The sequence below is a fragment of the Massilia sp. Masssp94 genome, assembly GCF_059491305.1.
Genome location: NZ_CP168501.1, coordinates 4,255,129 through 4,267,920, shown reverse-complemented (window position 1 = coordinate 4,267,920; position 12,792 = coordinate 4,255,129). Strand labels below are relative to the sequence as shown.

10 protein-coding genes are annotated in these 12,792 nt (G+C 56.2%); 1 reads left to right on the top strand and 9 read right to left on the bottom strand.

Annotation, left to right across the window (positions count from 1 at the left end; translation table 11 throughout):
- Nucleotides 1-167: 167 nt before the first annotated feature.
- From ACEN9G_RS18860 to ACEN9G_RS18840, 5 genes are all read right to left on the bottom strand, one after another.
- Nucleotides 168-1,370 (bottom strand): GumC family protein, encoded by a 1,203-nt coding sequence (locus ACEN9G_RS18860; protein ID WP_413337257.1) that lies wholly within the window; start codon nucleotides 1,368-1,370, stop codon nucleotides 168-170.
- 46 nt (nucleotides 1,371-1,416) lie between these two features.
- Entirely contained in the window at nucleotides 1,417-3,873 is a 2,457-nt protein-coding gene (locus tag ACEN9G_RS18855) for an SLBB domain-containing protein (protein WP_413337258.1), read from the bottom strand.
- Nucleotides 3,874-4,498: 625 nt separating this feature from the next.
- Nucleotides 4,499-6,325, bottom strand: coding sequence for a right-handed parallel beta-helix repeat-containing protein (locus ACEN9G_RS18850; RefSeq protein ID WP_413337259.1), 1,827 nt, complete (start codon nucleotides 6,323-6,325; stop codon nucleotides 4,499-4,501).
- Between the two features lie 133 nt (nucleotides 6,326-6,458).
- On the bottom strand, nucleotides 6,459-7,463 hold the full coding sequence (locus ACEN9G_RS18845; RefSeq protein WP_413337260.1) for a phospholipase A: 1,005 nt from the start codon (nucleotides 7,461-7,463) through the stop codon (nucleotides 6,459-6,461).
- A 169-nt stretch (nucleotides 7,464-7,632) separates the two neighbouring features.
- Entirely contained in the window at nucleotides 7,633-8,349 is a 717-nt protein-coding gene (locus ACEN9G_RS18840; protein ID WP_413337261.1) for a pseudouridine synthase, read from the bottom strand.
- A gap of 219 nt (nucleotides 8,350-8,568) precedes the next feature.
- Here ACEN9G_RS18840 and ACEN9G_RS18835 point away from each other — a divergent pair, with 219 nt between their 5' ends.
- Nucleotides 8,569-8,997 carry a hypothetical protein gene (locus ACEN9G_RS18835; RefSeq protein ID WP_413337262.1) on the top strand — a complete coding sequence of 143 codons (429 nt, stop codon included), beginning with the start codon at nucleotides 8,569-8,571 and terminating at the stop codon, nucleotides 8,995-8,997.
- Between the two features lie 223 nt (nucleotides 8,998-9,220).
- Here the strand turns inward: ACEN9G_RS18835 and ACEN9G_RS18830 are convergent, their stop codons facing one another.
- The 4 genes from ACEN9G_RS18830 to ACEN9G_RS18815 are packed head-to-tail and all read right to left on the bottom strand — an operon-like array spanning nucleotide 9,221 to nucleotide 12,347.
- Nucleotides 9,221-10,222, bottom strand: a complete 1,002-nt coding sequence (locus ACEN9G_RS18830; RefSeq protein ID WP_413337263.1) for a S49 family peptidase — start codon at nucleotides 10,220-10,222, stop codon at nucleotides 9,221-9,223.
- A 15-nt stretch (nucleotides 10,223-10,237) separates the two neighbouring features.
- On the bottom strand, nucleotides 10,238-10,636 hold the full coding sequence (locus ACEN9G_RS18825; RefSeq protein ID WP_413337264.1) for a Rieske (2Fe-2S) protein: 399 nt from the start codon (nucleotides 10,634-10,636) through the stop codon (nucleotides 10,238-10,240).
- A complete protein-coding gene (locus tag ACEN9G_RS18820; protein WP_413337265.1) occupies nucleotides 10,633-11,292 on the bottom strand; it encodes an HAD-IIIA family hydrolase in 660 nt (219 codons plus the stop codon). Before ACEN9G_RS18820 ends, ACEN9G_RS18825 begins: the two co-directional genes overlap by 4 nt.
- 38 nt (nucleotides 11,293-11,330) lie before the next feature.
- Entirely contained in the window at nucleotides 11,331-12,347 is a 1,017-nt protein-coding gene (locus tag ACEN9G_RS18815; protein WP_413337269.1) for an RluA family pseudouridine synthase, read from the bottom strand.
- Nucleotides 12,348-12,792 lie beyond the last annotated feature (445 nt).

Sequence of the window (12,792 nt, the reverse complement as noted above, 5' to 3'; positions counted from 1 at the left end):
GTACATAAAGGACTAATGAGCCAGCAGCCAAATTGAGGTTGTCTTCACTTATGACCAAACTGGCTCGTCAAGTCCGGGGATGAACTACGTTTAATACATTCCCAAGTACGAACTTTTTTCGTCGAGATATTCAACTAAGCTGGCACTGAATTACAAAGCATCGACGGTCAAGATCTCTTACGAAGCCCCAGATGAGACTTCAGTTCTGCCCATTGCGCAGCACCGTGCGGCGATGCTAATGCCTTTTTACGCGTTTCGGCTAAAAAAGCGAGGGCGAGCGCGCCAAACGCAGAGATTAAGGTTGTCAACAAAACGATCACTGCACGCTTTGGCTTCGATTTCCGTTCCGGCTCGACAGCGTTGTCAAGCACCTGAACGACTGCTGGATCTTTGGCTTCATCAATACGCGCCGCCTCATATTGTTTGGCCAGCAATTCATAGAGCATCTGCTGGTATTTCACGTCACGCAACACCTTAACGTTCTCCAGACCACCCTCTTTTGCGCTGTTAGAAGTCACGTCACCTCGGCCATTTTCAAGACGCGACAATTCCGCACGAAGGCCGTTTAACTCTTCTTCCACACGACGGTAATCCGGATTAACTGAGGTCACAAAAGCACGCATTGAACTCAGTTCAATTTCTTTCGCCGATACTTGCGCCCTGAGTCGGCCAACAGTTTCGACAATCGCTCTGCTTTCGGCGTCAACGCTAATTACGCCGTGTGTGTCAAGCTTGCTTTTCAAAAGCATCTCAGCTTTTGCCAAATTGTCTTTCGTCGCCTCTAGCTGACGCTCGTAGAACATTCGTCTTTGCGCCGCTTCTGTCACCGCCAATACTTTTGTCAGGCGTAACAATTCGCTTACGTACGCGTTGGCAAGAGGTGCAACACGGCTTTTGTCTCTATCCTCAACTTCGATCGTTATCAAATTATCCTTACCGGAAGTGATCGTCGTATTGGCTTCGAGTTTCTGACGTGCTAAATCCTGGGAGTCCGTTCCATAAGCCTTTTTCAAATTGAACTGACTCACGAGCCGGTCGGCAACTGTACGACTCTTAAGCATCCCGACGTAAAGATCATTTGGATTCTTCAGGCCTGCCGCCCCTGCCGCAGCGCTGGCAACACCCCCAAGTTGAGACAACATAGCCATAGTGCTGGATTGGCTCTGTTGTGGCGGCAACAACTTAGCCGTGGCCTGATAGACATTTGGCAATAGGATGCTAACCCCGACGGCCAACGCCGCCGCACTAAAGGTCGTGCCGACAATCATCTTTTTGTACTTCGCGAGCACGATCAGGATATCGAATACCCCGATTGCATCTCCTACTTGCAATGGGATCTCTTGCTTTTCTGATGCTTGAATCTGACTCATTTTCAAATCTCTTATTCGCTGCGCATTGCGCAGGGCTTACGCACCGTTAATCTCGCAACGTCTTGACCGCAGCGGCACCCAAGCCAAAGTTCGCCAGGATTTGCGTCCATTCGCGCGCACCTTGGGTAAATTTGGTCCATGTCGTCTGACGATCAAACTTTTCTGGCACGACAATGGTGTCACCCGGCATGACCTCGACACCGCCGATCTTGCCGAAAAACCAGCCCTGTGATTCCGCCGACAAAACGGTCCCGTCGACGCGCATGACGAACACGTTATCGACATCGGCATCCACGGCGGTACCGGCCATCTTCAGATAGTCGCTGACGCGAGTATTTGGTTTCCATAATGGCGAAGCCTCGACATTGACAGCACCAAATACATGGACGAAGGCCGGTTTAGCAGGAACGACAAGGCGGTCACCATTTTGCAGCGTCACCTGCGGCAGATGCGCGAAGGTGCGATCGTTTGGGTCGAGACCGAACGCGATGCGGCCGGTCGGTTGAAGTTTGCGGAAGCGTGAGATGCGCTCCTGGGCAATCTTGCGCTCGGCTTCGAGCTGGGCGGTGGCTGTGGCCGCGTCCGTCCCGCTCATCGCTCGCAGATTGGCCGCCTGCGCGGATTCTTCGCTGCGCATCTGTGCTTCGAGACGATCCGCAGCTCGTTGCAGATTCGCCTGCTGTTCCTTGCGGACTGCTTCTCGATAAAACGCGGTACCGAACATGTATGCATTCGAAGTGGGCCCGCCCGCTTTCGCGACCAGGGTTTGCAAAGTATCACCTGCAGTCATTTGGTACACACCCGGGACTTTTACTTCGCCTTCGATACGAACGACTACCTGGCGCTTATCCATCGGCACAGCCACGTCATCCTGAGAGAAAATCGTTACGGTATCGCCGGGCTGCAACTGGAGATTATCTGGCCCGTTCGGATTGGAGAATACATTGCCGAGATTGAACGGAATCAGATGAACGCTCAGATCCGCGCGGTTAACGCGTTCGACGACAGCGTAGTCCCAATTGATGGCATCGATCAGTCCACCGATACGCCCAGCGATGCTGCTAGCATTTTCGGTCGTATCTTTCTCGTCGTTCCCTGTCGACACGGCATTGTTTTGACGCTTGATCGAGTTACGAGTGATCAAATACTCGCGGTTTGGAATCAGATCGGTGATCCGCATGCCCTGATTGAACGGGGCACGTACCGGCTGATCGACACTACCACGCAAAACCACGGCATTCGAAAAATCCGGCGTGATCGACATTACATTGAGTACATCGCCATTCTTCAGAGAATGCCTGCGTCCTTCGCCATTGAGCGTGAACTCTTCCACGCTGCGCGGGCGGCTCTTGTTCGGATCGATGCGCTCAAGGAACGCACGACGAGGATCGGCCACAACCGGAAGTCCACCCGCAAAGTCGAGCATGGATTCGACCGTCTCGTTACCATTCTTCAACTCGTAGATACCAGGGCTATTGACCTTGCCGACCAACGCCACGAAGCCGCTGGCTGACGGAATATAAATCGTATCGCCATCTTGCAGTTTGATATCCGCCGACTTATCGCCTTTGGCAATGAACGAATAGAGGTCGAACTCGGCCGCAACCTTACCACCGCGTTTTACTTGCACACGGCGCATACTGCCGTTCGGGTTCGGGCCGCCGCTAGCAAACAATGCGGTTACCAAAGTCGATAGGCTCGACACAGTGTAGGTACCAGGTCGATTTGCTTGACCTACCACATAGATGGTCAAGGCGCGCAATTGGCCAAAATTAACGCTGACCGTTACACCCTTGTACAGCCTGGCAATAGCGGCACGGATGACATTTTCAGCGTCGCCAGCCTTCACGCCTGCGAGCGCAACAGAGCCGACGGTCGGGATATTTATCGTGCCGTTTCGGTCGACAATAGCACGGTAATCGATGTCAATCGTGCCCCAACCGCGAATCATCAATTCGTCACCAGGGCCAAGCCGATAATCGCTGGGAACTGGCGAACTCATAATCGGTGCAAATGTGGCAGGCGTATTGAAAAAAAACTCGGAGCCGAAAATTGGCAACGCCTGACCCGTATTGTCCAAAATAAACTTTTGGAATTCGCTGAGTGGGGGCGTATTTTCTCCCGGCTGATCCGTAAACGCGGATTGCGGCATAATGCCATTCAGCCCACCGTTACCGTTGTCATTTAGGCCATTGCTACCATAACCTCTGCCTTTGCCGACGCCGCGCCTTCCCCGACTGGCGGCTTGGTCGGTTTGACCACTGGCCTGGTCGATTTGCGCGGGCGACCCGGTCTGCGAGTTGCTGATGATCACCTTCTTGGGCGACGATATCCCAAGACTCTGACCGGTCGTTGCTGGACCTGTCGTACTGTCCTCAGTGCCGAACTGGCTGGACTGACCCTGACCGAACAGGTCAGCGTTACTGATGGAATTTTGGGCGGATACGCCGATCGAAGCTACGGCCAGGGCCGCGGCCATAAAACTCTTGGTAAACTTGAACATTGGTTATCGGAAGGGATGGACTGGATGCATCGCGAACAGTCTGCCATTTTACCTTACTGTAATGCGCAAGCGGAACCCTTTGTTATATCGTCGACCGCTAGTTTTGGGCGCCGTTCTGTATGTATTCAGCATAAAAGCGACAAAGAAGTTTCCTGTAGGAAATAATAAATCCGGTTTTGCAAGACAACATTACCTTTGTGCATTTTTCATTTAAGTTACAAATAAGTGATTGTTAGTGAGTTTTTCCGATATTACTAAGGTTTTATATGTTAGTCTTTCGATTAGTAAACGTTGCATTGAGCCGATCTAAACTGAAGTAATCGAAAGCGGCACATGAAATCCTCTCTTTCGTTAGATTTCAGTTTTATCATCTTACATTTGTAATCACGCTACGATCAGTCTTGATTATGCCAGCCCACACTGGAGAGCGAGCAAGACGATTTACCCGATGAGGAATGATGTGGAAGGGAAACGCGTGATCCAAAATACGCGTCAGAAAACCGCTGTCTAGGTAACACTGATACTTGCATTTTTACTATGTAATTTCGCCCAAGATCACACCAAGTGTCTAAAGACAAAGGGCGAACCGGTATGCGAACTCTAATAGCTTTGAGATGCCCGTCTTTTATTTAGCGAAATAGAACCCGCTGACAGTCACTGTAAAATCGCTGCTCAAGTTGGCCCCGGTCGCCCGGACTGGCGTTGTGTTCGTGCCTGAAAACGAAAAGCCGATTTTTGTGGTGCCCGGCTGTACGAAGGCTCCTACCATCGTGGTATTGGCAGGGAACGTAAACCGAGCCGCAGCAACATTTGCGGTTCCATAGCCACCACTGGCGCCAGTAGCCACATATGGCAACCCGTCCAGAATGACATTCCCCGCCACCTGCCGATCTAGCGCCGAGAGCGCCACGTCGGCGGTAAAATAGACTACGTCGTCGATACGCCGATAACTGCCAACTTGCTGCCTGTAGGAGTGAACGCCGGCCGTCGTTTCGCCCTTCAGAATAGGCGTCCACGCACCGGACTCGTAAAGTCGCGTATTGGTACCGGTATTCTCCAAAAGCGTTTTAACAATTCCTCCGCCAACTACGTTATTTTGGACTACAGTACCCACGTTGCGTGGTCCTACCACAATCCCGTTCGTGACGGTCATATTTCGACTGCCGACGATGTTGTTTCTGACTACGTTACGCGAGCCAACCATAGCAAGGTTGATCGCATTTGTGATCGTTGCCGAAACTGTCTGATCACCCAACGTATTCGACTCGATCACCGCGCTGTTTACCGGGTCTCGGGATGTCCTGATCAGAATCCCGTTTGCCAAGATGTCCGCTCCTCCAACACCGATTATGTTGTGCCGGATTAGGAATGCTCCGTGTAAGGGTGCTCCGGGCCCTTCGACCACCGCGATCGACGCGTCGAACGGTCCATTGCCGCCGATGTGCTTGATAAAGTTGTTCGTTACGGCAGCCGACACTGTGTTTGCCTTGAGGTAAATCGCACGATGATTCGGGTTGTAAACTTCGATATGATTGCTGTCGATGTTAACATTTCGTGATGGTGTATCGCCTGCCATGATTTGGGCTCCGGCACCGCCCTTTATTCGACTGTCTCTGAACGTGAAGCTGTCGCAGCCGTTGAAGTAGACGTCTGCCTGATTATTCTGTCCCGATCCGGTGACGTTCGACATGCCTCCGACTTCAGCGTTGACGACGTTTTCGAACGCCATGCCGAAATTGGTCACGGAATCGACTACCGCACGCGTAACTGAAACCTTTTGCAGAGTATCGAAGAACAAGCCACCACTTCCGTTCTTAATGTACAGACGGTCTACGTTGAGGGTATACACGCCATAAGCATATACGCCGTATGCCGGCATGGGAGCACCGTTGTGATCCTTGCCCTTGCCAACCTGAAAATTGATGCGAATATTCTCAAGATCAATGGCCTGTGGCGCATTACCACTACCCATGATCGCAATAGTATGTCCCTTACCTGTCGGCTTGTCGAACTGGACAGCGAAGTTCGCCAGGCGGATGAAATTGCTCGACGTATCGGTGAGCGAAAATAACGGATCGGCCACTGCCGCGTTGATTGCGTTTTTGATAATACACTGTTGACAATCGAATAAAATGCGAGTACCCCAGACGCTCAGCTTATCGGAAACAACATACGTTTTTCCCGGCTCCCCGTATAGCGTGCGATCTCCTCGTGCAAGCCAACCGAAAGCACGTCTGATTGCGACAGTATCGTCAGTGACACCGTCACCTTTGGCACCGAAATCGCGCAAGAACTTCATGCCGACTGACTTGTCGTTGGCCTGGCTTGCAGCCACATCCGCATCCCCAGACTGACCTTGTTGCTCGATTGGTTTCGGTTGTGCTGTCGCCCATCCGGTCAACGCAAGACAAGCTGCCAGCATGCCGAGATTTCTTTTTATGCAATAGTTCATTAAAAGTTATCCGGTGGCTTGAGAGTTCAGGATCGCCCCAAGTACTATGTCACAGCCAGTGGCGGATCTGCCAGCAAACATAGGCCGACGTGTTCCTGCGTTCATGCGCAGCGCAAGCATTTGGAATCATGTTTCAGAACGTCCCAAGCAATCCCACCCCGACCGTGTTCTGGTAATAATTGTAATCGATCAGGCTCTGCCCATACCCCGAAAACAGATGAGCATACCCCTTGATATGCCCCGCCAGCGGAAACGCCCAGCTGAGCTGGACAGCACCACGCTCGGTGGAAAAATTGCGCCGCAATAGGGCCGAGTAATCGTTGCCATTGCTGCGGTAGGTCACGACGACATCGCCGCGTCCCATGTAATCGACGATGTCGCGGTTGTCGTCGTTGGCAGCCGCCTCATTGACGCGTTTCCAGACACGCCCCAGTACGGTCCACCCTGCCCGCTCCAGTCCGACCTGCGCATAGACCCGGTTCCAGCTGCGCGACAATGTCGAGGTCTGGCCGTTCGACTGGTGCACCAGACCGAGATTAAGAAAGCGCGCATTCATCCCGAATACACTGAAATGCAGTGGAGTGACGGCCATCAGCTCGGGTTGATAGTTCGTCTCGCGGAAGGGGCTGGACGCCTCGTGATTGCCGGCTTGCCAGAAGCTGTTCTGGGTATAGCCAAACCACAGATCGACGGGCTTGGCGAAAGCATTTTCGACGAGCTTCATCTTGAATCCCAGCTGGAACACGAGTTCCGAGTGCGCGAGGTCGCTCGTCAGGTCGGCGATGCGGCGGAACGGCCGGTAGGGTTCGTTGTTGGGATGCGCGGTGCGGGTGAACATCAGGTAGTTCACCTGATGCGGACGGAAATTGAAGACGCCACGCTTGTGTTCCTGGTCCAGTTCCCAATGATCGGCCAGGCTGAAATCTCGCATGGTGCCGGGCGAAGCGTCGACTGCGGCCGGAACGGGCGGCGCGTCGGCGCCCCGGGCATTGACCACGTCCGCATTCTGGATCGCCGGTGCCGGTGCGGCCGCAGGCGCGGGCGCGACGCCGGCCAGCCGGTCATAGCACGCCAGTCGCTGGGCGGCATCGGTCACGCGCGCGCAATCGGCCAGACCCGGATCGGTCTGCTGAGCCATGGCCGGATGTATCGCGAGGAAGGTAAGCAGGAGGAAGAGGCGGTGATTTCTTGCGGGCATCGGCATCGTCGGGGTTAAACAGCGACAAGAGTCGATGACGAGTGTCGCGGAAATCCGCATGGAATGTCGCACGGCAGCACGATAATGCGCGCCGCCGCGCATCACCGCATCAGCCCGGCACCAGCAAATCCAGCTGCGCCTGCTCCAGATAACACCACTCCCCTTCCTGCAAACCCAGTGACTCGAGCGTCAGCCCGCCGATCTGCGAGCGATGCAACGCGGCGCAATGGTTATCCGCCGCAGCCAGCATGCGCTTGACCTGATGATATTTACCCTGCTCCAGCACGATCTCCAGCTGATGATCGCCCCGCTGTACGCAGGACTGGGCCGCCAGCGGCGCGGGCTCATCGTGCAATTGCACGCCCGACAGGAGCTGGTCGACGAGCGCCTGGGTGACCGGCTCCTGGGTGGTCGCCTGGTACACCTTCGGGATGTGCCGCTTGGGTGAAGACTGGGCGTGGATGAACGGGCCGTCGTCCGACATCAGCAGCAGGCCCGTCGTGTCATGATCGAGTCGGCCGACAGGCTGGACGTCGCGCCAGGTAAATTGTTCCGGCAACAAGGTCAGCACGCCCGGATGGTGGCTCGGCTTGCGGGAGCACTCGAAGTTGGAGGGTTTATACAAGGCAATGTAGACGTGTTCGCGATAGACCCATTCTTCGTCGAACACGGTCAGCACCAGGCCGTCCGTCTCCACGAGGGTCTTGTACTTGTCGTGGACTTCGCCGTTGATGGCCACGTCGCCGTCTTCGATCAGGGCCCGGCAATATTTGCGTGTACCGAAGCCTTGCGACTGGAGCACGCGGTCGAGGGATAGTTTACTCATGGGGCGAGACTGTAGCAGAAGGATTGCAAGCGTCAAAGTTCAGCAACCCAGGGGTTTCAACTCGAAGCAAGAATTCGTTTGACACATCTCAAGAATTGACTATGTCCCGTTGATACACTGAAACCTGATTAGGAATCGACCTACAGTTACTGAGTGTAGGACTAAGGGTGGGCCGCACCATCCGGCACATCGGATTAACCCCCAAACCACGAGGCAAACGTGCAGATCGAAAAAAAGCAGAACCATAGCACCCCGTCTTCATCCTCGGCCACAAGCAGCGGGACGAAGGTGGCCCTTGAATACGCCGCGATTTTCCCGACTCGGCTTGCGCTGGCGCGCTGGACGCGCGGTGGCGACATCCCGCATGTACATTGTTTTGAACACCAGCTGCCGATGCGCGCCGCATGGTATGAGCAGGCTCAGCGCCGTTTTCAGGCCTGGCTGGAGACAGGCGGCTTTCACCAGCCTGAGCCGGGCAGTCTTGATAGCGATATCGCCGAGACATCGCAGCAAGCGGACGAAGGCGCACTCCTGAGCCGGAAGGTGGTCGTGCATGGCGGCCCGCGCTCGACGTCACGGTCGTCAGCTACGCCGTTAGCAAATGTGAAATCGATTCCAGGCGCGCCCGACGACGAACGCCCAAAATGAAAACGACGGCGTACGCCGTCGTTTCCTTCCCGATTGGGACTCCAGCTTGAGGAATTGAATTCTCTCGAAACCGCACGGATGCGGGTCTGAAGCGGTTCCAGCAACGCCAAGAACAGGCTGGTTTCTTGTCGCTCACGCCGAAACAGCTACACACCAACTATAGCCCACCGTTTGTAAGTTTCAAGCCCAATATTGAGACATATCAGTCGCCCGATGCCCGTGCTCAGCGCAAGCTGGGTACGGCACCCCGGTACATCGAATGCACCGCACCGGCGCCGACCGACGCGCCAAATTTCTTCAGCACACGCTCCGGCAAGCCCTCGTGCGCCGTGTAATCGATGATGTCTTCCGCCTTCACGACATCGCGTGCGACCGTGTCCACGGTGCCGAAGCCATCCGCGAGGCCCATCTCGACCGCCTTGGCCCCGGTCCAGTAAAGGCCGGAAAAGATTTCCGGATTTTCCTTCAGGCGCTTGCCGCGTCCGGCACGCACGACGGCAATGAATTGCTCATGGATTTCGTTCAGCATCTCGAGCGCATGCTGCTTCTGCTTGTCGGACTGCGGGCTGAACGGATCGAGGAAGCCCTTGTTCTCGCCCGCCGTCAGCAGGCGGCGCTCGATGCCGAGCTTGTCCATCAGGCCGGTGAAGCCGAAGCCGTCCATCAGGACGCCGACCGACCCGACGATACTGGCCTTGTTGACGTAGATCTTGTCGGCCGCCGCTGCGATGTAATAGCCGCCCGATGCGCAGATCTCGTCCACGACCACGTACACGGGTTTGTTCGGATACCCCTTCTTGAGGCGCTGGATTTCGTCGACGATGATGCCCGCCTGCACGGGACTGCCGCCCGGGCTGTTGATGCGCAGGACGATGGCTGCCGAGCCCGGATCGGAAAACGCCTTGTTCAGCGACGGGATGACGGTATCGGCGGCACCGCTGCCTTCGTCCTCGATGGCGCCGTCGATCTCGATCAGCGCGGTGTGGCGGCCCAGCGCCTCGATGTCCGAACTGCCGAAGTTGAAGTCGAAATACGCCCAGATCGCGAAAAATGCCACCAGAAGAAAGGACATCTTGAAGAAGATGCCCCAGCGGCGCGCAGCCCGCTGCTCGCGCACGGTGGCAAAGACGAGACGTTCCAGGGTCTCGCGCTCCCAGCTGCTGAAGGTCGTCGGTGCGGCCGTTCGGTTGTCGTTCGGATTGTCGTTCCTGGTGTTGTCGCTCATAGATACCTGGTGTGGTTACCCCATCTGGCTGTCGCGCAGGCCCGCTGTCGGCGGACGGATATGCTGGTCCGGTTGCCAATAAATCCGGTTATCGGCTTCCCGCACGGTAATCGGCCGCAACTTGCCGCCGCGGCAAGGACCGCCTGCGCAGGCGCCGCTCTCGGGCAAATAGATGGCGCCATGCGTCGAACACATGAGATAAAGCTTGCTCGATTCGAAGAATTCGCCCTTGAACCAGTCCAGTTCGATCGGCACGTGGGCGCAACGGTTCAGGTAGGCGTAGATCCTGCCGCCGAAGCGTACGACGAAACCGGTGGCATCGTCACCGAACGCCAGTACGGGGAAACGGACGCCCTTGCCGCCGTCCTCGACGGTCGCGGAATCGCAAATGTAGACGTCTTCGGTATCGCTCATGCGTTCTCGACCAGCCACTGATGCAATTCGGGCACGTTCTTTGCCGTGAAAACCGGATGGCATGCCTGCAACTGCTGGACTGGATGGGCGCCATACTCGACGGCGATGCCGGCGGCGCCGGCATTATTTGCCATAAGCAAGTCATGCGTCGTGTCGCCGATCATAACGGTGCGCCGCATGTCCTGGCCGAGTTCCCTTGTCAATTCTTGCAACATTGCCGGGTGCGGTTTGGAAAATGTCTCGTCGGCGCAACGGGTCGCATCGAACACGGACAGCAGCCCCGCCGCGTTCAGGGCGCGGTTCAGGCCGACCCGGCTCTTGCCGGTCGCCACCGCGAGGAAATAGCCCTCCTGGGAAAGCTCCTCCAGCATCGCCCGCACGCCCTGGAACAGGACCAGTTCGTGGTCTTTCGTCAGGAAGTGGTAGCGATAGCGTTCGACCATGCGCGGATAAAGGACCGGGTCGATGTTCGGCATGACGGCCTGCATGGCTTCGCCCAGGCCGAGGCCGATCACGTGCGACGCCGCGGCGTCGCTTGGAACAGCCAGGCCCAGGTCCTTGGCTGCAGACTGTATACATTTGACGATGGTGGCGGTGCTGTCCATCAGCGTGCCGTCCCAATCGAAGACAATCAGATCGAATTGCTTTCTTGCCATGTCTCCCGGCGCTCGTGGCGCCGGCTCCTCATTCCGCGTTATCGATGGGTGCTGCGTGTTTTGAGTTCCTGCGCTGGCCCCAAGCTTACCAAGAAACGCTCGCATTCCGCCGGCAACGGCGCCTTCAGGGTGAGCGGCTTGCCCGTCTCGGGGTGCTGGAACGTGATCTGGTACGCGTGCAGGAACATGCGGCGCAAGGCACCGCGTGCATCATTTGCCTTCTGAAGCTGCTTGTTGAGCGCAAAATCGCCGTATTTCTCGTCACCGAGGATCGGGAAGCCGCTCGAGGCCAGGTGCACGCGGATCTGGTGCGTGCGCCCCGTCTTGAGTTCCGCCTCCAGCAGCGCGAACGCCGGCCATTTGCGCAGCAGGTTGAATACCGTATGCGCTTCCTGGCCGCCCGCCTGCACGACGACGCGGCGCTCGCCGTCCGGCGTCGTGTATTTGTGCAGCGGCAGCTTCACGTGCTGGCGCGGATTGCGCCAGTCGCCGGCCACCATCGTCAGGTAGCGCTTGTCGGTTGTGCCGTCGCGCATTTGCTCGTGCAGGCTAGTCAACGCGGAGCGTTTCTTGGCAAGCAACAGCAAGCCGGACGTTTCACGGTCCAGGCGGTGCACCAGTTCCAGGAATTTGGCATCCGGCCGGGCTGCGCGCAATTGCTCGATGACGCCATACGACACGCCCGAACCGCCGTGCACGGCCACGCCGGCCGGCTTGTCGATGACGAGCAGGTGGCTGTCTTCGTGCACGATGGCGAATTCCGCGCCCGGCACAGGGGCGCTGCCCGCGGCCTTTTCGGCGATGCGGACAGGCGGGATGCGGACGATGTCGCCCGTTACCAGGCGGTACAACTGATCGATGCGGCCTTTGTTCACGCGCACTTCGCCGGAGCGGAGAATGCGGTAGATATGGCTTTTTGGGACACCCTTGCAGACGCGCAGCAGGTAATTATCGATGCGCTGGCCTGCTTCTTCCTCGGTGATTGTGACAAACTGAGCAGTGGCAGGGGGGCGGCTATCTGTCTGTGATGAAGGGGGAACAACATCGTTTTGCATGGTCATTCGCTCTGTCTTCCCAGAAATTCTCTCTAAGTCCTTCATTTTGAATATATAATCGACAGGCGGCGGTCAAACCTCTGCAGGTGTAAGAATTAAAACGATATTTTACACAGGGGCGTCTCCATCGGCCCCGCCAAAATGCAAATTCGATGGAAAAAAACGGAATCCCCAAACCGTCGCAAGCGGCAGTAGTGTCGCGGCATCGCAGCGACAATGCGAAAGCGCAGCGGCGGATTTCAAGGATTTCTAGACGTGTACGCACATTCCTGTGCGAACCTGGGTTGCACCGCAGTTGCAACCGGGTAGCCGCACAGGATGCAGGATTGGATTGTTTGGAATTGTAAGGATAAGTACCGGCAAGCCGGCCGCAGGGTCGGCTCGCCGGGTGATGGCGTCGATAACGCTTGCCGTTCGCCCGACCCGAAGTAAGGAGCCGCTAGAC